19 protein-coding genes and 1 tRNA gene are annotated in these 24,719 nt (G+C 43.2%); 16 read left to right on the top strand and 4 right to left on the bottom strand.

The genetic code is table 11. The features are described from left to right. The first annotated feature begins 12 nt into the window (after positions 1-12). From A2W93_13370 to A2W93_13335, 8 genes are all read left to right on the top strand, one after another. Entirely contained in the window at positions 13-462 is a 450-nt protein-coding gene (locus A2W93_13370; protein OFY55169.1) for a 50S ribosomal protein L11, read from the top strand. A 17-nt stretch (positions 463-479) separates the two neighbouring features. Then, positions 480-1,175: a 50S ribosomal protein L1 gene (locus A2W93_13365; GenBank protein OFY55168.1), complete on the top strand. Its 696-nt coding sequence runs from the start codon at positions 480-482 to the stop codon at positions 1,173-1,175. Positions 1,176-1,197: 22 nt separating this feature from the next. Continuing rightward, positions 1,198-1,692: a 50S ribosomal protein L10 gene (locus A2W93_13360; GenBank protein OFY55167.1), complete on the top strand. Its 495-nt coding sequence runs from the start codon at positions 1,198-1,200 to the stop codon at positions 1,690-1,692. Positions 1,693-1,726: 34 nt separating this feature from the next. Further along, positions 1,727-2,095: a 50S ribosomal protein L7/L12 gene (locus A2W93_13355; protein ID OFY55166.1), complete on the top strand. Its 369-nt coding sequence runs from the start codon at positions 1,727-1,729 to the stop codon at positions 2,093-2,095. 98 nt (positions 2,096-2,193) lie between these two features. Then, on the top strand, positions 2,194-5,997 hold the full coding sequence (locus A2W93_13350; protein OFY55165.1) for a DNA-directed RNA polymerase subunit beta: 3,804 nt from the start codon (positions 2,194-2,196) through the stop codon (positions 5,995-5,997). A 32-nt stretch (positions 5,998-6,029) separates the two neighbouring features. Continuing rightward, positions 6,030-10,316, top strand: a complete 4,287-nt coding sequence (locus tag A2W93_13345) for a DNA-directed RNA polymerase subunit beta' (GenBank protein OFY55164.1) — start codon at positions 6,030-6,032, stop codon at positions 10,314-10,316. A gap of 1 nt (position 10,317) precedes the next feature. Next, positions 10,318-10,629, top strand: coding sequence for a hypothetical protein (locus A2W93_13340; protein OFY55163.1), 312 nt, complete (start codon positions 10,318-10,320; stop codon positions 10,627-10,629). Between the two features lie 106 nt (positions 10,630-10,735). Then, positions 10,736-11,920, top strand: coding sequence for a hypothetical protein (locus A2W93_13335; GenBank protein ID OFY55162.1), 1,185 nt, complete (start codon positions 10,736-10,738; stop codon positions 11,918-11,920). A 929-nt stretch (positions 11,921-12,849) separates the two neighbouring features. Here A2W93_13335 and A2W93_13330 read toward each other — a convergent pair. Beyond that, positions 12,850-12,920, bottom strand: a tRNA-Cys gene (locus tag A2W93_13330). Positions 12,921-13,208: 288 nt separating this feature from the next. Here A2W93_13330 and A2W93_13325 point away from each other — a divergent pair. From A2W93_13325 to A2W93_13315, 3 genes are all read left to right on the top strand, one after another. Further along, positions 13,209-13,787 carry a hypothetical protein gene (locus tag A2W93_13325; GenBank protein ID OFY55184.1) on the top strand — a complete coding sequence of 193 codons (579 nt, stop codon included), beginning with the start codon at positions 13,209-13,211 and terminating at the stop codon, positions 13,785-13,787. Between the two features lie 164 nt (positions 13,788-13,951). Then, positions 13,952-14,212 carry a hypothetical protein gene (locus A2W93_13320; protein ID OFY55161.1) on the top strand — a complete coding sequence of 87 codons (261 nt, stop codon included), beginning with the start codon at positions 13,952-13,954 and terminating at the stop codon, positions 14,210-14,212. Then, on the top strand, positions 14,212-14,709 hold the full coding sequence (locus A2W93_13315; GenBank protein OFY55160.1) for a hypothetical protein: 498 nt from the start codon (positions 14,212-14,214) through the stop codon (positions 14,707-14,709). Before A2W93_13320 ends, A2W93_13315 begins: the two co-directional genes overlap by 1 nt. Before the next feature lie 46 nt (positions 14,710-14,755). Here the strand turns inward: A2W93_13315 and A2W93_13310 are convergent, their stop codons facing one another. Next, positions 14,756-14,944 carry a hypothetical protein gene (locus A2W93_13310; GenBank protein ID OFY55159.1) on the bottom strand — a complete coding sequence of 63 codons (189 nt, stop codon included), beginning with the start codon at positions 14,942-14,944 and terminating at the stop codon, positions 14,756-14,758. A gap of 122 nt (positions 14,945-15,066) precedes the next feature. On the opposite strand from A2W93_13310, the gene A2W93_13305 reads away from it, so the two are divergent. The 5 genes from A2W93_13305 to A2W93_13285 all read left to right on the top strand — a co-directional run bounded on the left by A2W93_13305 (position 15,067) and on the right by A2W93_13285 (position 20,708). Next, positions 15,067-16,302, top strand: coding sequence for a reactive intermediate/imine deaminase (locus tag A2W93_13305; protein ID OFY55183.1), 1,236 nt, complete (start codon positions 15,067-15,069; stop codon positions 16,300-16,302). A 24-nt stretch (positions 16,303-16,326) separates the two neighbouring features. Then, entirely contained in the window at positions 16,327-16,521 is a 195-nt protein-coding gene (locus A2W93_13300; protein OFY55158.1) for a hypothetical protein, read from the top strand. After that, positions 16,518-16,994: a hypothetical protein gene (locus A2W93_13295; GenBank protein ID OFY55157.1), complete on the top strand. Its 477-nt coding sequence runs from the start codon at positions 16,518-16,520 to the stop codon at positions 16,992-16,994. The genes A2W93_13300 and A2W93_13295 overlap by 4 nt, the downstream gene beginning before the upstream one ends. A gap of 359 nt (positions 16,995-17,353) precedes the next feature. Further along, on the top strand, positions 17,354-18,550 hold the full coding sequence (locus A2W93_13290) for a hypothetical protein (GenBank protein ID OFY55156.1): 1,197 nt from the start codon (positions 17,354-17,356) through the stop codon (positions 18,548-18,550). Positions 18,551-19,028: 478 nt separating this feature from the next. Beyond that, a complete protein-coding gene (locus A2W93_13285) occupies positions 19,029-20,708 on the top strand; it encodes a hypothetical protein (GenBank protein OFY55155.1) in 1,680 nt (559 codons plus the stop codon). On the opposite strand, the gene A2W93_13280 is transcribed toward A2W93_13285, so the two are convergent. Together A2W93_13280 and A2W93_13275 are read right to left on the bottom strand one after the other, a co-directional pair. Next, the gene (locus tag A2W93_13280) at positions 20,674-24,012 is read right to left on the bottom strand and encodes a transcription-repair coupling factor (protein ID OFY55182.1); all 3,339 of its coding nucleotides are present in this window, start codon (positions 24,010-24,012) and stop codon (positions 20,674-20,676) included. The genes A2W93_13285 and A2W93_13280 overlap by 35 nt on opposite strands. A 442-nt stretch (positions 24,013-24,454) precedes the next feature. Then, positions 24,455-24,709 carry an RNA-binding protein gene (locus A2W93_13275; protein OFY55154.1) on the bottom strand — a complete coding sequence of 85 codons (255 nt, stop codon included), beginning with the start codon at positions 24,707-24,709 and terminating at the stop codon, positions 24,455-24,457. Positions 24,710-24,719 lie beyond the last annotated feature (10 nt).

The raw sequence follows: 24,719 nt of genomic DNA, 5'->3' as shown, positions 1-24,719 counted from the left end.
AAGACAAATCTCATGGCAAAAGAAGTTGCTGGATTAATTAAGCTGCAAATTAAAGGAGGAGCCGCCAATCCTTCACCACCCGTAGGACCTGCATTGGGTTCCAAGGGCGTGAACATCATGGAGTTCTGCAAGCAGTTTAACGCACGTACGCAGGAGCAGGCCGGCAAGTTGCTCCCCTGCATTATTACGGTTTACAAAGACAAGTCATTTGACTTTATCGTTAAGACTCCTCCGGTAGCTGTACAGCTTCTGGAAAAGGCCAAAATCCAAAAAGGATCAGGCGAGCCTAATCGCGACAAGGTGGCATCGATAACCTGGGAAGAGATTCAAGCTATTGCTGATGCAAAAATGGTTGACCTTAACTGTTTCACAGTTGAATCAGCTATGCGCATGGTAGCAGGAACAGCCCGGAGTATGGGTATCAAAGTTACCGGCACTGCCCCTTTCGAAACTAATGCATAATAAAAAAAAGAACTGACATGGCGAGAATTTCCAAGAAAAGAAAAGAAGCCTTAAGCAAATTCGACAAAGCTGCTCAATATACGTTGACTGACGCATTGAAGCTTGTGAAGGAGCTTTCCTACACAAAATTCGATTCATCGGTTGACCTCGATGTCCGACTGGGCGTTGACCCCCGAAAAGCGAATCAAATGGTTCGCGGCACTGTGACGCTTCCTCATGGTACGGGTAAAACAGTCCGGGTTTTGGTTCTCTGCGGTCCTGAAAAGGAAGAAGAAGCCAAAGCTGCCGGTGCCGATCACGTTGGTCTTGACGATTATATCGCCAAAATCAAAGGTGGCTGGACCGACGTGGATGTTGTAATAACAACTCCTAATGTAATGCCCAAGGTTGGTGCGCTGGGTAAGATCCTCGGCCCCCGTGGCCTTATGCCCAACCCCAAAACCGGGACGGTGACCATGGAAGTCGGTAAAGCAATTGCCGATGTTAAAGCTGGTAAAATTGATTTTAAAGTTGACAAGTATGGAATTATCCATTCTTCAGTAGGTAAATCTTCATTCAGCGTTGATAAGCTCGAAGATAATGCCCGTGAAATCCTGTCAACAATTATCAAACTGAAGCCTACAACAACCAAGGGAACCTACGTGAAGAGTGTGTTTTTATCGAGCACAATGAGTCCGGGGATACACATTGATGTTAAAAGTGTCTCCAACTAAACCCTAACAGAAAGTTCAACTTATGAAAACAAAGGAAGACAAAAACCTAATTGTAGCTGAGCTGACTGAAACACTGAAGAAGTTTGAGGTTGTGTATATAGCCGATATTTTAGGCCTTAATGCAGAACAGACCTCAACACTCCGCAGAATGTGTTTCAAACGCAACATTCAGCTGCAGATGGTGAAAAACACCTTACTGAAAAAGGCTCTTGAAAATTCCGGAAAGGATTTTTCAGAACTCCTCCCGGTATTAAAAGGCTCTTCCGCTGTGATGTTGTCAGATGTGCCCAAAGCACCTGCAGCGCTGATCCAGGAATTTCGCAAGAAAGCCAAGATGCCAGTGCTAAAAGGAGCCTATGTGATGGAAATGACCATCATTGGTGATGATCAGCTCGGATTCCTCGCTGGAATCAAAACACGTCATGAGCTTATTGCCGATGTAGTTCTTGCCCTCAAATCACCTGCTATCAAGGTAGCTGGCGCTCTGAAAACCATTGCGGACAAAGATGCCGCGTAATTAAATGTTTAACCGTAAAAAAAGGAAATAAAAAATGGCAGATTTAAAAGTTTTTGCTGATCAGTTAGTTAACCTGACTGTAAAAGAAGTAACAGAACTTCTCCAAATACTGAAAGACGATCATGGCATCGAGCCCGCAGCAGCTACTGTAGTTGCCGCCGCCGGTCCCGCTGATGCAGTTGCTGAAGAAAAGAGCGAATTTGATGTGATACTGAAAAGTGCCGGTCAAGCTAAACTCGCAGTTGTAAAACTCGTGAAAGAGCTTACCAGCCTCGGTCTCAAAGAAGCCAAGGAACTTGTTGACGCAGCTCCAAAGGCCATCAAGGAAAAAATTGGTAAAGACGAAGCCGAAGCTCTGAAAAAAGCACTTGAAGAAGCCGGAGCAGAAGTTGAACTCAAATAACTTCTCGCCTGCTTTGCCTGGTTAAGACCTCTTTCATTTGTCAGAGGTCTTAACCATTTAATATTTTTAATTGTCGATCAACATAAAACCGTACTGAATTGACAACAAATCCCAAAAACCAGAGAGTCACTTTCGCGTCAACCTCTCAACCCGATTATCCTGATTTTCTTGAAATCCAGGTCAAGTCCTTCCAGGACTTTTTCCAGTTGGAAACAACACCTGATAACAGAAAGAATGAAGGGTTATACAAGGTCTTCGCCGAAAACTTTCCCATTTCCGATACCCGGAACAATTTTGTTCTGGAATTTCTTGATTATTATATTGACCCGCCACGCTACTCGATTGACGAGTGCATTGAGCGAGGTCTGACGCACAGTGTGCCACTGAAAGCCAAGCTGAAGTTGTACTGTACGGATCCTGAGCATGAGGATTTTGAAACCATCACTCAGGACGTTTATTTAGGCATGATCCCGTATATGACCGACAAAGGCACCTTTGTAATTAATGGTGCTGAGCGCGTTGTTGTATCCCAGCTGCACCGCAGCCCTGGTGTATTCTTCGGATCCAGCCGCCATCCCAACGGATCGATTCTTTACTCCGCCCGTATTATCCCGTTCAAAGGATCGTGGATGGAGTTTGCTACCGACATCCATAATGTGATGTACGCGTATATCGACCGTAAGAAAAAATTACCTGTCACGACTCTTCTCCGGGCCATTGGCTGGGAAAGCGACAAACAAATTCTCGAACTTTTCGACCTGGCCGAAGAAATTAAAGTTTCAAAAGTTGGTCTGAAAAAAGAAGTTGGCCGCCGACTGGCTGCCAGAGTTGTTAAAGCATGGGTCGAGGACTTTGTTGACGAAGATACTGGTGAAGTTGTTTCAATGGAACGTACAGAAGTGATTCTGGAACGCGAAACCGTTATTGAAGAAAAACACATCGATATCATTGCAAACAGCGGTGTCAAAACCATTCTGCTGCACAAAGAAGACGCTGCTAATGCTGACTATAGTGTTATTTTCAACACTCTGCAGAAAGACACAGCCAACAATGCAAAAGAAGCTGTTGAATATATTTACCGTCAGCTTCGTAATGCTGAACCGCCCGATGAGGAAACCGCCCGTGGAATCATTGATAAGCTATTCTTCTCCGACAAGCGATATGACCTTGGAGAAGTAGGCCGGTACCGCATTAACCGTAAACTTGGTCATAAGAATAAAGAAGATCGCATCCTAACCAAGGATGATATCATCGACATTATTAAATATCTGGTTGAACTCATCAACAGCAAAGCTGATGTTGATGATATCGATCACCTTTCCAATCGTCGCGTCCGTACTGTAGGTGAGCAATTATATGCTCAGTTTGGAGTCGGACTTGCACGTATGGCCCGTACAATCCGCGAACGTATGAACGTCCGCGACAATGAAGTTTTCAAACCGATTGACCTGATCAATGCCAAGACTTTGTCTTCTGTGATCAATTCATTCTTTGGAACCAATCAGCTGTCTCAATTCATGGATCAGACCAATCCGCTTTCGGAGCTAACGCACAAACGCCGTATTTCGGCGCTGGGGCCAGGCGGTCTTTCCCGTGAGCGTGCAGGTTTCGAGGTTCGTGACGTTCACTATACACATTATGGACGACTCTGCACCATTGAAACACCTGAAGGTCCGAATATCGGTCTTATTTCTTCACTCTGCGTTTACGCCAAAATCAACCAGCTTGGTTTCATCGAAACTCCTTACCGCAAGGTAACAAAAGGGATTGTTGATATGAAATCAATTCCTGTTTATCTTTCGGCTGAAGACGAAGAGGAAAAAATCATTGCACAGGCCAGTACACCGGTTGACGAAAAAGGTCATTTCACTGAAGAAAAGATCAAAGCCCGTCACCTTGCCGATTACCCGATTGTTGACAGAACAAATCTGGACATGATGGATGTTGCTCCCAATCAGATTGCATCGATTGCGGCTTCGCTCATCCCGTTCCTGGAGCACGATGATGCCAACCGCGCCCTCATGGGTTCAAACATGATGCGTCAGGCTGTTCCGCTCCTCTGCCCCGAAGCACCTATTGTTGCAACCGGTCTCGAAGGCAAAGTGGCTCAGGATAGCCGCGTTCTGATGAACGCTGATGGTGACGGCGTTGTAGAAAAAGTTGACGCCCGTCAGATTACCATCCGCTATCACAGAAACGATACTGAAAAACTCGTTTCGTTTGAAGATGATATTAAGACCTATCACCTGACCAAATTTGCAAAAACCAATCAAAGCACTACCATTAACCTGAAGCCCATTGTGAAAAAAGGGCAGAAGGTACACAAAGGACAGGTGCTCTGCGAGGGTTATGCAACCGATAATGGAGAGCTGGCCCTTGGTCGCAACCTGCTGGTGGCATTTATGCCCTGGAAAGGTTATAACTTTGAGGATGCCATCGTAATCTCAGAGCGCGTTGTGCGCGAAGATGTATTCACCTCCATTCACATCGAAGAATTTATCATGGAAGTCCGCGATACCAAACGAGGTATTGAAGAACTTACCAGCGATATTCCAAACGTTAGTCTTGAAGCCATCCGAAACCTTGATTCAAGCGGTCTGATCCGTGTCGGAGCCGAGGTGAAAGAAGGTGATATTCTGATCGGGAAAATTACACCAAAAGGTGAAACTGACCCGACTCCTGAGGAGAAACTACTCCGTGCCATTTTCGGCGACAAAGCCGGTGATGTCAAGGATGCATCTCTGAAAGCACCTCCCGGTGTGAGCGGTGTTGTTATTGACAAGAAATTGTTCAGCCGTTCCATCAAGGACAAGAAGGCAAAAACCAAGGAGAAATCAACCCTTGATACGCTTGAAGGTGAATTCGAAAGTCAGGTAGCTGAAATACGCAAACGCCTGATCGAAAAATTGCTTACTGTTACTGATGGACAGGTTTGCCAGGGAGTTACCAACAACCTGAGACAGGAAGTCATAACAAAAGGAACAAAGTTCACAGCCAAAGCTCTAAGTAATGTTGATTTCATCAATATTATTCCGACAAACTGGACAAAAGAGGCTAAGGTGAATGAGCTGGTTCAGCGCTTGCTGCACAACTTTGAAATCAAATACAAGGAAGTCCTTGGAATTTACCAGCGCAAAAAATTTGTCACCCAGGTTGGTGATGAATTACCGACAGGTATTGTGCAGCTGGCGAAAGTTTACATTGCTAAAAAACGTAAGCTTCGCGTAGGGGATAAAATGGCCGGCCGACATGGAAACAAGGGTATTGTAGCACGAATCGTCCGTGACGAGGACATGCCATACCTCGAAGATGGATCACCAGTTGACATCGTATTGAATCCACTTGGTGTGCCTAGTCGTATGAACCTTGGACAGATTTACGAAACCATTCTTGCATGGGCAGGTTTGAAACTGGGGACAAAATTCGCCACGCCAATTTTCGACGGAGCATCGGTTGTACAAATCAATGATTACCTCGAGAAAGCAGGTTTGCCGAAAAATGGCAAGACTTATCTACGTGACGGAGGAACCGGTGTTCAGTTTGATCAGCCAGCAACGGTTGGTGTTATCTATATGCTGAAACTTCACCACCTTGTTGATGATAAGATGCATGCTCGTTCCATCGGACCATATTCACTCATCACGCAGCAGCCTCTTGGCGGTAAAGCCCAGTTTGGCGGTCAGCGTTTTGGTGAAATGGAAGTCTGGGCTCTCGAAGCATTCGGCGCAGCTCACATTCTGCGAGAAGTGCTTACCATCAAGTCTGATGACGTTATGGGTAGGGCCAAGGCGTATGAAGCCATTGTCAAAGGCGAACCCATGCCGAAACCAGGCATCCCTGAATCGTTCAACGTACTTGTACATGAACTAAAGGGTCTTGGACTCAACGTTACATTTGAATAATATACTCATCAGAACTTTTTAAAAGTCACTATATGGCATTTAGAAGAGAAAACGCACCCAAAAGCAACTTTTCGAGCATCATTATAAGCCTCGCATCTCCTGAAAAAATTCTTGAGATGTCATATGGCGAAGTGACAAAGCCCGAAACCGTAAACTACAGGACATATAAACCCGAACGCGAAGGATTATTCTGCGAGCGTATTTTTGGTCCTGTGAAGGATTACGAATGCCATTGCGGAAAATACAAACGTATCCGTTACAAGGGTATTGTTTGTGACCGCTGCGGTGTTGAAGTTACCGAGAAAAAAGTAAGACGCGAACGAATGGGTCACATTCAACTGACTGTTCCCGTTGCTCACATCTGGTTTTTCCGTTCGCTTCCAAATAAAATCGGTTTGTTGCTTGGTTTGCCTTCGAAAAAACTCGAGCAAATCATTTATTACGAGAAATATGTGATCGTTAATCCCGGCATTAAAGCTGCTGATGGATTCAAACAGAATGATTTTCTGACCGAAGAGGAGTTTTTCCAGATCATGGAAACACTGCCTCGCGAAAATCAAATGCTTGATGACAACGATCCGAATAAATTTATCGCCAAAATGGGCGGTGAAGCTTTATTCGATTTGCTTTCCAAAATTGATCTGGATGAACTTTCACCATCCCTGCGCAGCAGAGCCAATAACGAAACTTCGCAGCAACGTAAGACTGACATTCTGAAACGTCTGCAGGTGGTTGAATCATTCCGCGATGGAAACAAACGAATTGAGAACCGACCCGAATGGATGATCATTAAAGTTGTTCCGGTTATTCCGCCCGAACTTCGTCCTTTGGTTCCCCTCGATGGTGGACGATTTGCATCTTCCGACCTCAACGATCTTTATCGTCGTGTGATTATTCGTAACAACCGACTGAAAAGACTGATCGAAATCAAGGCTCCGGATGTCATTCTCAGGAATGAAAAACGTATGCTGCAGGAAGCAGTTGATTCACTTTTCGACAACAGCCGCAAGGTAAATGCCGTTAAAACTGAATCAAACCGCGCACTGAAATCACTCTCCGACAGTCTTAAAGGTAAACAGGGACGATTCCGTCAGAACCTCCTCGGTAAACGTGTTGACTATTCAGGTCGTTCGGTTATTGTGGTAGGTCCCGAGCTCAAATTGAGTGAGTGCGGACTTCCGAAAGAAATGGCATCTGAACTCTTCAAGCCATTTATTATCCGCAAAATGCTGGAGCGTGGTATCGTTAAAACAGTTAAATCTGCAAAGAAAATTGTTGACCGCAAAGACCCCGTTGTTTGGGATATTCTTGAAAACGTACTGAAAGGACATCCGGTTATGCTTAACCGTGCTCCTACCTTGCACCGACTTGGTATTCAGGCATTTCAGCCAAAACTTATCGAAGGCAAGGCCATTCAGCTTCATCCGCTAGTTTGTACCGCTTTCAATGCCGACTTCGACGGTGACCAGATGGCTGTTCACGTTCCGCTGAGCAATGAGGCCATTCTCGAAGCACAGCTTCTGATGCTGTCTCCTCATAACATCCTCAACCCTGCCAACGGTGCACCTATCGCAGTTCCTTCACAGGATATGGTTCTTGGTCTTTATTACATGACCAAAGGCCGTAAAAGTTCGAAAGAACATTTTGTCAAAGGCGAAGGAATCACTTTCTATTCTCCGGAAGAAGTTATTATTGCTTACAACGAGCAGAAAGCTGATTTGCATGCAATGATCAAGGTTCGTCTGACCGACAACGATGGCAACACCAGCATTGTTGAAACTACCGTTGGACGTATTCTTTTCAATCGCGTGGTTCCTGTATCAATCGGATTCATCAATACGCTTCTGACAAAAAAAGCGCTGCGTGATATTATCGGCGATGTTCTCAAAAACACCAACAATGTTTTAGCTGCGAAATTCCTGGACGACATCAAATCGCTGGGATTCCAGATGGCCTTCAAAGGTGGATTGTCTTTCAACCTTGGTGACATCATTGTACCCGTAGAGAAAGAAATATTCATCAACGACGCCAAAACTCAGGTGGATGAAGTGATGGGCAACTACAATATGGGTTTCATCACCAACAATGAGCGATACAACCAGATTATCGACATCTGGACCCATACCAATTCCAAGCTGACAAAAGTTCTTATCGACAAACTGGCGAAAGACCGCGACGGCTTCAATTCGGTATATATGATGCTTGATTCAGGTGCCCGTGGTTCGAAAGAGCAGATTCGTCAGCTCTCCGGAATGCGTGGTCTGATGGCAAAACCACAAAAAGCAGGTGCTGCCGGTGGTGAAATCATTGAAAACCCGATTCTTTCTAACTTCAAGGAAGGTCTGTCCGTTCTTGAGTATTTCATTTCAACACACGGTGCTCGTAAAGGTCTCGCCGATACCGCTCTGAAAACAGCTGATGCCGGTTATCTTACCCGTCGTCTGGTTGATGTTGCTCAGGATGTAATCATTAATGATCCTGATTGCGGAACATTACGCGGACTGACAGTTACAGCCCTGAAGAAAAACGAAGAAATCGTTGAAAGTCTCTTTGACAGAATTCTTGGTCGTGTTACCCTGCATGATATTTTCAATCCTAATACGGGAGAACTTATTATTGAAGAGGGTGAAGAAATTACCGAAGAATCTGCAAAAGCAATAGAAAACGCTAATATAGAGGAAGTTGAAATCCGTTCGGTTCTAACCTGCGAAGCAAAACGCGGAGTTTGCGCCAAATGTTACGGACGTAATCTTGCGACTGGTCACATGGTTCAAAAAGGAGAGGCTGTTGGGGTTATTGCCGCGCAGTCAATCGGTGAGCCGGGAACTCAGCTTACTCTTCGTACATTCCACATCGGGGGTGCCGCGTCTAACGTGTCCATTTCATCGAAACTGGAAGCAAAGTATGATGGTATGCTCGAAATCGATGAGCTTCGCTGCATTGATACCAAAACCGACGATGGTAAAATTGTCAAAGTGGTAATGGGTCGTTCAGCTGAAATGCGTATTCGTCATCCTAAAACACAGGCCATTCTTCAGAGTGCCAATATTCCTTACGGTTCACAGTTGTTTGTCGAAAACGGGCTGGAACTCGCCAAGGGTACGCTCATTTGCGAATGGGATCCATACAATGCCGTTATCCTTTCCGAAGTTTCCGGCAAAATTACTTTCGAAGACGTACTTGAAAATATCACTTTCCGCGAAGAATCGGATGAGCAGACTGGATTCCATGATAAAGTTATCATCGAAAGCCGTCAGAAAGCAAGAACACCGGCCATCAAACTGGTTTCTTCGACAAAAGAAGAGCTCAAACGCTACGATTTACCGGTAGGTGCTCATATCACCATCGAAGAAGGAACAAAAGTGAATGCCGGTGACGTAATTGCCAAGATTCCGAGAACACTCGGAAAGGCTGGTGATATCACTGGTGGTCTGCCGCGTGTCACAGAGCTTTTCGAAGCACGTAACCCGTCAGATCCCGCTGTAGTTGCTGAAATTGATGGTATTGTAAGCTTTGGATCAAAACTTAAACGTGGCAATAAGGAAATTATCATCACTTCAAAATCAGGTGAAGAAAAACATTACCTTATTAATACTACCAAACAAATTCTGGCTCAGGAAAACGACTTTATCAAAGCCGGAACACCGCTGTCAGACGGCGCCATCTCTCCGGGTGACATTCTTTCCATCAAAGGACCCACAAAGGTTCAGGAATATCTGGTGAATGAAATTCAGGAAGTGTATCGTCTGCAAGGTGTGAAGATTAATGACAAACATTTCGAAACTATTGTTCGTCAGATGATGCGTAAAGTTGAAATCATTGATCCGGGTGACACTCGTTTCCTTGAAGGCGAACTCGTTAACAAGATCGAATTCCATGAGGAAAACGATGCTGTTTTCAACAAGAAATACATTGAATCAGCTGGAGACAGTGATGTTCTGAAAACCGGTTCAATAGTTTCTGCACGCAAAATGCGCGATGAAAATTCCATGCTGAAGCGTAAGGATAAAGTCCTCGCCGAAGCCCGTGACGCACAGCCGGCAACAGCCAACCAGATCCTGCAGGGAATCACCCGCGCAGCTCTGCAAACTGAAAGCCTCCTGTCAGCTGCATCGTTCCAGGAAACAACCAAGGTTCTTACCGAAGCTGCTGTTAATGCCAAACGCGACACACTCATGGGACTGAAAGAAAACGTTATCGTTGGTCACCTGATTCCTGCCGGAACCGGTCTCCGCGAATACGATGACCTGGTGGTCGGCTCCATGGAAGAATATCAATCTCTCCTGGCTTCAAAAGAAGAAACACTTGAAAATGTCTGATATGGATGACAAGAAAAAACAGGATAATTCATTGAACATCGAACTCACAGCCGATGTTGCGGAAGGCAGTTACGCCAATCTGGCCATCATCTCCCACTCCAGTGCTGAATTTATTCTTGACTTCGTGAGTATCATGCCGGGAATGCCGAAAGCAAAGGTGAAATCCCGCATTATTATGACACCCAATCATGCGAAAAGACTGCTGAAAGCCCTCAACGAAAACGTCTCAAAATATGAGAAAACCTTCGGTGAGATCAGCGAGCATGAGCAGGTTCCTCCCTATCAGATGTTCTCTCCTGCCGGAGAAGCATAAACGACGCTAAATATTTTTCGGGCGATGAGGTTCGCCCTGAACCGCCGAAAGGCTGATGACCTCTGCAGATAACAATGCAGAGGTCTTTTTTATAACCCAAAATTCTATGCTGAATTCCATTGCCGAAATTATTATCACCGGAATGATCGCCTCCTGGCTCTGCAGGCTGATCCGGATTCCAGATCTGATTGGATTTTTGCTCATCGGGCTTCTTTTTGGGCCCTATGTTTTGAAAATTCTCGACCCGTCTTTCACAGCGCTTTCGGGCGAATTGCGTTCGGCCGCACTGATTGTGATTCTGCTCAGAGCCGGCTTTGAACTTCGTAAAGACACCCTGAAAAAAGTCGGGCGGCAGGCGCTCCTGCTGGCCATATTTCCACCATTGTTCGAAACATTTGCTGCTGCAGCCCTATGTGTTTACTATGCCGGATTGTCGTGGAACGAAGGGCTGATGCTGGGGATTATTCTGAGTGCAGTGTCGCCCGCTGCGGTCGTTCCGCTAATGATACGCTTCAGAAATGAGAAACGGGGAACAGATAAGGACATTCCAACGATGGTCCTTGCCGCCAGCAGTTTGAATAATATTCTTGTACTGGTTGTTTTTTCCATACTTGTTGTGTTTCTGGTCAGCGACGATCCCATGACAGCAACAGCCATTGCAAGTATTCCAATCTCAATGTTGACAGGAATTGCAGCCGGAATTATCAGCGGATTTTTACTTATTAAAATTTTCGATCGCTTCAATCCCCGCGCGACTCGCCGCGTTCTGCTTATTATGGCGGTGGCTGTGATTTTCCTCAGAATCGAAAAGGAAATCGAGCCATGGGTCCCGTTTGCCGCTCTGCTGGCCGTAATGACCATTGGCTACCTGATTCTGAACAAACGCGAAAAATACGCACACGAAATTTCTCAGAAGCTCGCAAAGATTTGGATTCTCGCCGAAATGATTTTGTTTGTACTCGTCGGCGCCGAAGTAAATCCTGAAATTGCAATAAAAATCGGACTGACCGGATTAGTGATTATCGGAGGCGGTCTGTTGGTGCGGAGTGCAGCAACCTGGCTCTGTCTGACCGGCACCAATCTGACCAGGCGCGAAAAGGGCTTTGTTGTGATTTCATACATTCCAAAAGCCACCGTGCAAGCCGCCATTGGCGCGGTTCCGCTGGCACTCACCCACTCGGCTGGCGCCGAAATTATTCTGGCTGTTGCAGTGCTGAGCATTGTTGTCACCGCACCTCTTGGCGCCATTGCCATAGAAATCACCGGCAAAAAATGGCTGAAGAAAGCGTAAAAATAATTGGCCACAAAAACACAAAGTCACGAAAAATATTTGTGCCTTCACGCAAAACGTGACAAGTCGCGCCCTAGTGGCAAATTTCTCTGCGTCTTTGCGGTCTCTGCGCGATCCCCTGAATCAGACTTCGCCGCAGGTGAAGGCGGATTCGAATTAGCGTGCATAAGACCTGCTGAGGGATGCGAAATTTTTCGCGCAGATTCGCGCCACATGTCCGACTGCTGGCGGATTCGCGGAAGAAAGAGTGGATTAGCTTCGAAGGTTTTCTCGGAGATCCCGGCACCCCAAGAACACTGAACCATGAACAAGGAAGTGAGAATATCGAACGGTATTTCAAGTAGAAATTACTTCATACTTCTATAAATCCTTGTTCCTTATTCAATATTCACTTTCGCGCCTTAGAGGCAACGTTCTCTGCGTCTTTGCGAGCTCTGCGCGACCCACTGAATCGGTCTTCACCGCAGGTGAAGGCGGATTCGAATTAGCGTGCATAAGACCTGCTGAGGGATGTAAAATTCTTCGCGCAGATTCGCGCCACATGTCCGACTGCTGGCGGATTCGCGGAAGATTGGCCACAAGGCCACAAAGTCACGAGAAAATATTTTGTGCCTTCACGTAAAACGTGACCAGTCGCGCCTTAGTGGCAACGTTCTCTGCGTCTTTGCGAGCTCTGCGCGACCCCCTGAATCAGTCTTCGCCGCAGGTGAAGGCGGATTCGAATTCGCGTGCATAAGACCTGCTGAATGATGCGAAATTTTTCGCGCAGATTCGCGGAATTCGCGGAAGAAATATTTTGTGCCTTCACGCAAAACGTGACACGTGGTGCCTTAGTGGCAAAAACCAAAAGCCCATAAAAAAACCTCCGCACAGAAGTGCGGAGGTCTGATTTCCCCCACATTAAGTATCATAACAGAGACTTAATGCTGAGGTCTCTTCCGGATTCGAACCGGAGTAAACGGTTTTGCAGACCGGCGCCTAGCCACTCGGCCAAGAGACCATTTTTCGGACTGCAAAGATATAAAAATATTTTAACACACAACATTAGACTGAAAGCAGAATATTCCCATAGCAGGCGGCTTAGTCCTCCGCCATGCTGGCGGATTATTCATCATTCCTGAGTCGCTTCGGTTAACAGCCAACAAAATTTTATTCATTATGATTTTTTTGTATTTTTGTGGGGGAACGATGAATAAAACGCTAAGACGTTAGGGGTCAGGCAACGAAAGACTCCCTATATTCAAAGAAATAAGCAATAATGACAATAAAAAATAGGCTGACAAAAAACATAACCGAAAATGAATTTGACAATGGTTATTGGTATGCTGACGAAATAAAAGCATTTGCAAAGCAACTTGGTATTGCCAACAGTTCAAAATTGCGTAAGGACGAACTTGAACAACTTATCAAAGTATTTATCAGAACAGGAAAAGTTGAAAGGTCAAACAGGAAGAATATTGTAAAGACAGGAAAAAAAGACCTTGACATTGGGCTGTCAACTTGTTTACCAATTATCAACTACACAAGTAACGAGCAGACAAAAAATTTTATCACAACAGAATCACAAAAAATTGCACCCAAACTGACAATTAAGTCCGGAGCTTGGTATCGCCTAAATCGTTGGCGTGACGAACGGATTACAAACGGCGTGAAAATTACGTATGGCGACTTGGTAAACCAATTTGTAAAACTCAACCAGACAGACAAGTTTGAAAAGGTTGTAGTTGGTCGATACATCAACTTTCTTTCCGACTTTTTGGCAAACGAAAAAGGTGCAACACGACAACAAGCAGTTAACGAGTGGGAAAAACTTAAGACATTGAACATTGAAAAGGACTACAAATCGTGGAAAAGACACAAGATATAATAATTAATGCCCGAACCGCAAACAAAGTGTATATGCCATAAGGGTTTCAGAGGGTATTCTAGCGGTGTAGCCCGCTCAAACGTTCCTGACGGCGGACAAGGAAGTAGCCCGCAATCCCTTACTGGCCATATTGTCAACCGTTATGGGTAATTTAAGACGCACATATGATAAACCAAAATGACATATTAAAACTGAGCGATTCTTTAAAACCTATTTTAGATAGGGAATTGGAAAAGGGAAATGAAATTTTAGAGACTTCAAATGGATGGCCATGTGAAAATTCGATTATTATCTTTTTGAAAAAGCCTTTTATATTGACACATAAAAATGAATCTGTTGAATATAGAGAACTAAATGACCCTCACTATTGGAAAGCTGAATACTATGACAAAAACAATAAACATATTTTAGCCTGTAGATTTTGATGACACTTAAAGAAATAAAGAATAAAACATTAGAGATTGCGGAGATAATAAATGCTTCTCCAAAATTATTGCCGACATTTGGACATTCCGTTGATGGTGCTCACCCACATATCGAGTCTGATTCAAGAGGATTGCATTATTTGATAATTGAGCGTGGACAGGAATTAGATAGGAAAACTACGACCGAGATTGATGAACTTATGTTTTGGATTTTTAATGATGTCACATTTAATATCTCGACTCAATATGAATTGGAAAATAGAGTTAAAAATAAAGATTGTAGAAGATTAATGTTTTCAAAACAAGAGGAACTTTTAGGATTGATAAATAATGACTGGAAAGTAAGAGAACAAAAGAATCATGAAAGCATTTTAATAAGGCACCCTTTTGACGATTTTTCTTCAATTAGGGCAGATTTTACAAAAGAATTGAGAGATAGCGGAATGGATAATGATATTGCCTGGAAAAAGGCATGTGACAAATATCCACTACCATGATTGAATTAAAAACTACCGCCAATCGAGTGTAACAGTCAGCATTCCATTAAGCCCACAGGAGTTGACCATCGCAAAAACCCGCACCAGTCCACAAATCCTCCTCTTCTGAAAATAAATTTGTATTTTTGCATGTTTCAATTTGCTTTGGGACGGGTGCGCGCTGTTGTTGCGGAGTGTACTCAAGCGATATAAAACATTGCGATTTTAGTGGTTTTGCGAGTGTTCTGTCCCGCATCAGGTTCGTTGTATCTCGACAGAAAAGTAGCCCGTAAGCCATTGCTATGTCATATCGCCAGCCCTTTTCAAAGCATAAAAATTAAAAGTGTCAGTAACAAAAAACCAGAAGGAGCAATGAACATGAGCGACAAAATCATTAAAAATTCAAGAAACACGGAAAACGCACCAAAAAGTGCTTTCTCCACACAAACGGTAGCTTTTTCGCATTACAACAACATTTCAGCTCAATTACCAATCGATCCGAAGTCTGGTAAAATTGTAGCTGGTGGTGTAAAAGAGCAAACAAAGCAATGCTTAAACAACATTAAAGCAATTGTAGAAAGTATCGGTCATGTTATGGACGATGTTGTAAAAATCACGGTATTCGTTAAGAATATATCGGATGTTGAGGCAGTAAACGAAGTTTACACAACATTTTTCCAAAGCTATCTTCCTACACGGACAACAGTGGCGGTTGCGGATTTACCAATGAATGATGCTTTGGTCCAAATTGAAGCACTTATTTCAAACGGCGAGGGTACGACTCCACAAGCACCCTGCGATCTCATAAAAGTGGCCAGAAACACTGAAAATGCGCCAAAAGGTCTATACACACAAACGGTAGCTTTTTCTCATTACAACAATCTTTCGGCTCAATTACCCATCGATGCTAAGACCGGCACAATGGTAACCGGTGGTGTGAAAGAGCAGACTGCACAGTGCTTAAACAACATTAAAGCAATTTTAGAAAGTATTGGTCATGTTATGGACGATGTAGTCAAGACAACTATATTTCTGAAAAACATCTCGGATATTGAAGCCGTAAACGAAGTTTGTGCAACTTTTTTTCCAAACTATGTGCCCACACGATCTATCGTTGTCGTTTCAGCTTTGCCGATGGATGCTTTGGTGCAAATTGATACCGTAATTTCACACGGAGATGGCACTCCACCACAACTTCCGGAGGACACCAGACTCCTGGTTATCGAAGCAAACAACACTGAAAATGCGCCAAAAGTTCCATACACACACACTGTAGCTTTTTCTCATTACAATCATATTTCAGGTCAATTGCCTTTAGACCCGAAAACTGGTAAAATTGTGGCTGGTGGCGTAAAAGAGCAGGCTGAGCAATGTCTGAAAAACATCAGGGCAATTGTGGAAAGTGTTGACCATGATATGGACGATGCTGTCAAAATAAACATTCAGCTTAAAAACATGGCAGATATTGATGCTATAAACGAAGTTTACACGACATTCTTCAAAAGCGATCTTCCTGCAAGAACAATAATTGGCGTTTCAGCCATCCCGATGGATGCCTTGGTGCAAATTGATGCCGTGATTTCTAATTGCGAAGGCACACCACCAAAAGCATAGAAAGGGCTGTCAGGGTTGCAGGCAATGCCGAAGGTAATCACAAAAAAGGGAGCTGAAACCAGATTTTCATCTCCCTTTTTTTTCGAATTAACTCCATTTAAGAAAAGCTATATTTGTAATCGAATTGACACGCGGCGCCCCGACAAGCCGAACGAAGTGCCAAACCTTTACCAGCATCAATCAAAAAATACTCAACCAATATTAAATTTTCCTCTGTGAAAGCGGCCTCTATAAAAGAACTCAAACAGGAATTAAGCAGTCGTTCACAAAGTGAATTGATGGAGCTGTGTTTACATTTATCGAAGTTCAAAAAAGAGAATAAAGAATTATTGACTTACCTTTTGTATGAAGCATTCAATGAGCCGGCTTACATAGAAAGTGTAAAAATAGAAATTGCGGAATTATTTACGCTGGTAAACAAACGAAATAATTATTTCATCAAGAAGAGTGTGCGTAAAGCATTGCGCACTGTTAAGAAGTATATTAAATTTTCAAAGAAGAAGGAAACCGAGGTGGAGTTATTGCTGTGCTTTTGTAACGAACTAAAAAAACTGAGCCCATTCATGGAAGAAAGCACAGCGCTTAAAAACATTTACATAAGTCAAATAGAAGCGATCAAAAAAACCATAGATTCTTTGCATGAGGATTTACAGTTTGATTATCAAATAGAATTAAAAGCCCTCTTGAAATAAAAAGAATAAACGAATTCCGGCGCAAACGGCGCCACCCCTAATCACTAAAATTAATGACTTTTAGGTCGGAAATATCAGCGAAGAGGTTTTGTTTTCATGCTGCTCCTCTGAAAGCCCTTCCCCACTCATAAAATCAAGAAAGCAACCGGAACAGAATAAATGACGTATCTTTGTTTACCTGAAAGCATTCTTTTCATGCTTTTTACGCACAACCTTCAGCGCTTCTTCATCCAATAATCTTCTGTGCAACTTTAAGGGAAAACACCCGCAACCGGCAACTTCTATTGCCGGCATTACGTTGTGGACAGTGGCGCGAAACAATACTACGACAGATCATCATTACAACTAAAACAAATCCAATGGAAAACAAACAAGACAATACGAAAATTTTGAAAAATAAATATATGCCAACTACTGAGTTCTACAGCCAGGTAATTGACAGCTTACAAGATTATTCAATTTTTACATTAGATAATGAATTCAACATTAATAGCTGGAGTTCGGGCTCGGCAAAAATATTTGGTTACGAAACGGACGAAGTTATTGGAGAACCTTTCGATATAATTTTTACTCCGGAAGATATAAAAAGTGGTGTCCCGAAAAGAGAAATTGAAACGGCTTTAAGAGAAGGAAGAGCAACCGATAACAGATGGCACATTGCTAAAGACCAGAGTCTGTTTTATGCGTATGGTTTGATTTTCCCGCTCACCGGCAAAGACGGAGAAATGTTGGGGTATGTCAAAATTTTGCGAGACTTAACCGAGCGGAAACATTCGGAAGATGCTTTAAAAAAATACATGAAAGAATTGGAAGAACTCAATACTCACAAAGAGAGCGTTCTGGCAATTCTTTCGCACGATTTAAGAAGTCCACTGTCAGGCATTATTGGAAGTGCAAAATATTTGAAGGAAAATTTCCGCAAACTAAATCCCGATGTTGTGCAGGAAATGCTTGAAATGCTTTATAAATCTTCAACGGATGAATTGGAAATGTTGGACTATTTGGTTGAATGGGCAAGAATTAAATACGCATCGGACGTGTTTTCTCCAACGCAAATAAAACTAACCGAATACATCGATAAAGTATTTGACACTTTAAAAGAAACTGCTTCCATAAACACAATAAATCTTCATCATGAAATTGAAGAAAACACGTCAGTATTTGCAGATGGCAAAATGTTGATTTCCATCATTCAGAATATTGTTTCAAATGCAATAAAACATACTGGCAAAGGGGGGTCAATAAAGATTTCTGCAAAATGCAAAGACGATAAAATTATTGTCAGAGTTAAGGATACCGGAGTTGGAATGTCGAAAGAAATCATGGAAAAACTTTTTACGCCACAATTAAAAAAGCTCTCAGAAGCAAGAAAAAAGGATAAAGGTGCTGGTATTGGATTAATACTGGTAAAAGGATTTTTAGAGAAAAATGGTGGCGAAATATGGGTGGAAAGCGTTGAAGGAAAAGGATCTTCGTTTTATTTCACATTGCCCAATGAAAAACCGCCTCATAAAATAAACAGTTCAGACGAAGTTATGTTTGATGAGAGTGCATAACGCAATGACTGATTAAAACATTTTTATGAGCAAATCAAACAACTTGAAATAGTCACTGCCTATTGCTGCAAGCACTTGAAATTGACGAAAAAATTACAACTTATTAATACCAACGCGCAGCACTCACCCAGATTCTTTATCAGACAAACCGAAACCGATCACGATTACTGGTTGTATTTTTTGCTGATGACCAGAATTACAAAAATAGATTGCCACACTGAGTTCTGTCATTGTCACGTTAAAACCGCTTTCATTCAGACTCGCCGCGGCGAGCAAAAGCAAAACGCGTTTTGCAATTGAATAAAAATGACCCGAAAGTTGCTGTCATCCTGAGTTTCGCTCCTATAGCGCATTTCAGGAAATAGCTTGCGAAGTATCGAAGGAGACAGCAGCATAAAATCCGTCGAAGTGTTGGCAGCGGAAGCTGTCAATAAAACTGTTGAAGATTTACCGTATATTTGTGTTTTTATCTGGAGCAATGAACTCTTCAATACATCCATTCAATAATCTTTTGCAACAGCTTGAGAAAAACAGGAATGTCATTTTCATTAGTCTGCTGCTGATTTTTAACTTTGTAATTCGCGCACTGTTTCTTGGTTCAAACCCGCTCGATTTAGATGAACCTTACTCTGTGTTCTTTGCCCAAATGAACATCGGTGAACTAATCAAGGCAATGAGAGAAGGGAACAATCCTCCGTTCTATGAAATCATGCTGCACTTTTGGATGAGGATCGCCGGTTCTTCAGCCTTTTCGGTCCGTTTTCCTTCTCTTGTGTTTTCAGTAATAAACGTATGGTTTGTGTACCGAATTGCCATGCGGTTTCTCAATACAAGAACCGCAGTGGTTGCTACTCTTCTGATTTCATTTTCTGCAAATCATCTGTACTTTAGCCATGAAGCGCGCGTATATGCGCTATTCATGATGCTTACAACCATGTCGTTCTATTATTTCTTTTTGGTTCTCGACAATAAAACCACCATAAAAAATCTTATTTTTCTCTTTCTTATCTATACTGTATTGGCCTACTCCCATTACTTTGCAATACTAATAATTCTGCTTCAGGGAACAATAGTATTATCAATGCAGAGTGTAACTAAAAAGACAATAATCAGATACTTGGTTATCGTTGCCGCACTAATACTGGCATATTTGCCTAACATCCCGGTATTATACAGCCGGGCATTTGACTCAGTTGTTCGTGGCACCTGGGTACCGCCTGCAGACAACCTTGGACCAATGTTCTATGTACTAAAGGTTTTCTCAAACAATGACCGGCTTTGTATGCTTATTTGCCTGATTATTTTGTGGACTGCAACATGGAAATTCGTCAGAAATGAAGACCAAAACAGAGTATTAAAAAATGTAGTACTGTTTCTTATCATTCCAGTTTACTTTCTTGTCTCATATTCAATCTACTTCGACATTCCCTTTTTATGGCATCTTACCTCTCTTAAACCGTTCATTTATTTCTTTTCTCTTTCCATATTGGCATATTTTATTTATACCTGTTTCCGGAACAGAACGCATATTCGCGTGCCAGTAGTTCTTTCTGCATGGTTCATTATCCCATTTTGCCTGCTTTTTACGGTTTCGTTTTTTGTTCCGGTTTTCATCAACCGATACATGCTGATTGTTTTACCAGCTTTTTTCCTGGTACTGACCATTTCCATAGATTATTTATTTACTGAGAAATGGCCGTTTCAGTTTGTATCCGCACTGGTGATTATCTGTTTTGCGGCCACTTTTAACCCCAATGAGCATAATAATCGTTACTCAGATAAAATTGCCGCAAACGTTTCGGAAATTAAAAATCCCGGGTCAAAAATTATTATCAGTCCATTTTCTTACAGATTGGTATTTGCGCTGCATTATTGCCCCGACTGCTTCAAAGATTATAATAATCTGGAAAAAAGACTTCAGCAAATCGATGTTTCTATTGTGACCGACTCCACTGAACTTTCAGCAGAATATGCAATCAGTGACCATGTAATTTTTGTCGATGCCAATTCCAAAGCGTTGTTTCCAAACAATGGAATATATGAATGGCTGGAGCAAAGATATACATTGGAAAACTCAACTGTCTACCGCGATTCCAGCGCAGTGTTCAGTTTCAGGAAAGAGATCACCCCTGAATCATCTCTCCCATCACTTCAATAGCCGCAGCAACCGAACCAATCTTATCCACTTTCATAACCAATCGCTCGTTGTGTTCTTTCATCAGGCAGCGGCGCGGATTTTTTACGGTAAAATCGATGATGTTTTGAAAAGTAGTGGAATTGAAAAATGGAGATTCTTTTTTTGAAATAAAATAAAGGGTGAGCAACCCGTTTTTAAGAATCAGTTTTTCGATGGCCATATTCTTTGCAAGCCACTTCAGGCGCACCGCTGCAACAAGCTCGACTGTCGGACGCGGAACATTACCAAAGCGATCGTTGAGCATAAATACAAAGGTTTCCAACTGCTCTTCCGTTTCAATTTCATTAAGCTCTTTATACAGTAAAAGCCGCTCTGCGACTGACGGTACATAGTTGTCCGGAATAAGAATACTCGCGTCGGTTTCGATTACAACATCGTGCACGTATTTGCGAGGACCGCTCTGAACCTTGCCTTCAGCATCCGGAATTTCATCGTCTTTCAGTTCGGCAATGGCCTCATCGAGAATTTTCTGATACATTTCATAGCCGATCTCTGAAATAAAGCCACTTTGTTCAGCACCGAGAATATTGCCGGCGCCCCGGATATCAAGATCGCGCATTGCAATCTGGAAGCCAGATCCAAGATCTGAAAATTCAGTTATGGCCCGGAGTCTTTTGCGCGATTCATCGCTCAATATCACTTCTGGCGGCGTGAATAAATAGCAAAAAGCTTTTTGATTAGAACGGCCTACACGCCCGCGCAGCTGATGCATATCGCTGAGGCCGAAATTCTGTGCATCGTTCAGAATCATTGTATTGGCATTGGGCACATCAAGCCCTGATTCGACAATGGTAGTGGAAATAAACACATCGATTTCGCCGGCCACAAACCGCAGCATTACCTTTTCCATTTCGTCGCCGGGCATCTGACCATGACCAATATCCACACGGGCTTCGGGCACTAAGCTTCGCACAAGGTTGGCGATATCCATAATATTTTGAATCCGGTTGTGGACAAAAAACACCTGCCCACCGCGCTGAATCTCAAATCTGACTGCATCACGAATTACTTCCGGATCGAAAGTCAACACCTCTGTTTGCACCGGATAGCGGTTGGGAGGCGGGGTTCGAAGCACGCTCATGTCACGGGCGCCCATGAGTGAAAATTGCAATGTGCGCGGAATCGGAGTCGCAGTCAGCGTTAGCGTATCAACATTCTCTTTCAGGTTACGAAGTTTTTCTTTAGCACCTACGCCAAATTTCTGCTCCTCATCAATAATCAGCAAACCGAGATTTTTAAATTCAACATCTTTGCTGAGGATACGATGCGTGCCTATGAGTATGTCAACCTGGCCTTCCTTCAGCTTTTGCAAGGTTTCCTTTTGTTCTTTTGCCGAACGGAAACGATTCAGGTATTCAACGCGCGCAGGTAATTCTTCGAGTCGGTCTTTGAATGTGCAAAAGTGCTGAAAAGCAAGTATAGTCGTCGGCACAAGCAATGCCACCTGCTTACTGTCAGCCACGGCTTTGAATGCAGCCCGCACTGCAAGCTCGGTTTTACCAAATCCAACATCGCCGCAAATAAGGCGATCCATCGGAAAATCGGCTTCCAGATCCACTTTGATGGCCTCCGTAGCTTTCACCTGATCGGGCGTGTCTTCATAAATAAACGAAGCTTCAAGTTCATGCTGCAGATAAGTGTCGGGTGAAAAAGCATATCCCTTTGCCGCACGGCGCTTGGCATAGAGCTTTATCAGCTCACGCGCAATATCCTTTACTTTTTTCTTCGCTTTGTTTTTTCTGGTGGTCCATGAAGCCCCGCCAATTCTGTCAATTGAAGGCGCAGAGCCATCTTTACCAACATATTTCGAAATCCGGTGTAAGGCATGAATGCTTACCAGCAATTCATCATCATCTTTATAAAGTAACCGAATGGCTTCCTGGATTTGACCATTCACCTCCACTTTTTCCAAACCCGCATAGCGACCGATTCCATGATTGATGTGCACAACATAATCGCCTGGCTGCAGGTTTACAAGCTCATTGATCGAAAGTCGTTCCGGGCGGCTGAACCGATCGTGCAATCCACTGCGGCGATAGCGATTGAACAGCTGATGATCGGTATAGAGCGCAACTTTGCTGAGATTGTCCGAAAATCCTTCGCCCAAAGAAAACTTAAGTATGCCGATTTTATCGGTAATCCTTATGCGTTTTTGCGACTCAATATCTTTCAGAATTGCAAACAGACGATCGATCTGCTGCGCGTTTTCCGCGAGTATGTTTACTGACCAGCCAGCAGATAAGCGAGAAAAAACCTCCTCAACAAACCAGTCAAATTTTCTATTGACAGGAGGCTGAGGTGAAAAAGAAAAAACAATTCTTTCAGTATCTTTTGCTGAAAGCGGGATCTGGCAAGTGTACACCTGCAGGAATTTCGAGAACGAACGATCCCAAACATCAGGATCCAGAATTTTTTTTGAAGGAATCAGATTGGTATTTTTCAGCCGCAGGCATTCTTCTCTGAAGCGTTGTGCAGCCGAAGGATCATTGATCCACACACAGGTGTTTTCATGCAGCAGATCAAAAACAGGCACCAGGTCATCCTCATTTTGCATCCGGCTCAAATCTGGTAAAATCTGAATGGTCGTGTGGTTTGAAATTGTCAGCTGCGTAGCCGGATCAAAAGAGCGAATGCTTTCCGCTGTATTACCTGAAAAGGTGATTCTGAAAGGGTTTTCATCGGCAAACGAGTACACATCGCAGATTCCGCCTCGCAACGCAAACTCACCCGGTTCGCATACAAAATCGACCAACCGGAAATCATAGCCAGTGAGCACTTCTTCGATAAAATCAAGATCGATTTTTTCACCGGCATTGAGCACCAGCGAATTTTGCAGCATAAAACCAGCATTGGGAACACGGGTGCAAAGAGCAGCAGGCCATGTGACCAGACAGGTCGTTTTGTTGCTGTGCAACGACCGAAGGGCCTCGGCCCGCATCAGCAAATGACGCGAATCGGTTTCAGCCGGTGCATGATCTTTCCGATAAAGCGTCGGAAAAAAAACTACAGACTTGTCTCCCGGCAACAATTTTTTTTCCGCCAGCAAATTTTCGAGGTCGTCATAAAGCGACATGGCATCCTCGCGATTGGCAGCAACAATCATTTGACTATTGCCCGATTCGGATGCAGTGAGCGAAATCAGCATTGCATGGGCAGAACCAGCAAGACCTTCCAGTGCAATCACAACATTTTCACCTGAACGAATCCGGTCTGATAGACTGCGGTAACTTTCAGTACTAACAACTGGTGCAATGATTCCGGAAATGCTTTCGTTCAGTTTCACGAGGCAAAGGTAATGCTATTCACGCTTTTAATACCAAATTGAAATTGTAGTTAGTCCAAAGACGTACTAGAATTTCAAATTTGGTTTATGCCGTTGAAAAAAATGAATAACTTGATTTTCAACACGGCAATAATGCCGTTAACACATGCAATGATTTGTAGAAGCTAAGTTCATTGTTGGCCTAATATATAAATCAACACGGTATAAGAAAAAGAATCCGCTCTTAAAAACCACTATTCATCCCTTTGGCCAATAATTCAGGCAACAACATTACAAGTCCTGTGCGAATTTTCGAGTACAATGCTGGGTGATAGCGTAAATAAAATGCAATAAAATCCTCTTTCATCCGCATTAAACGAATAAAAAAAGAAATATACTGCCAGATTGCTCCGGCAGTATTAAATAGCAAATTTTCTTGGGAAAACTAGCGGTTTTCTTCTCTTGGTCTTGCCTGGTTCACAACCATCTGACGACCGTCAACGTCTTTGCCGTTTAATTCAGCAATAGCGCGCTCTGCATCATCATCGTTAGTCATGGTAACAAAACCAAAACCTTTGCTTTTTCCGGTGAATTTGTCAGTAATAACAACTGCAGATTCAACTTCTCCGAATTCTGAGAATACAGTTTTCAGACGATCTCCGTTAACTTTGTAATTCAGGTTTCCTACGTAAATGTTCATAATGAAAAAT

Source organism: Bacteroidetes bacterium GWF2_43_63 (assembly GCA_001769275.1).
Classification (GTDB): Bacteria; Bacteroidota; Bacteroidia; order Bacteroidales; family DTU049; genus GWF2-43-63.
The sequence above is the reverse complement of the archived record's forward strand: the minus strand, read 5'-3'. Positions and strand labels throughout refer to the sequence as shown.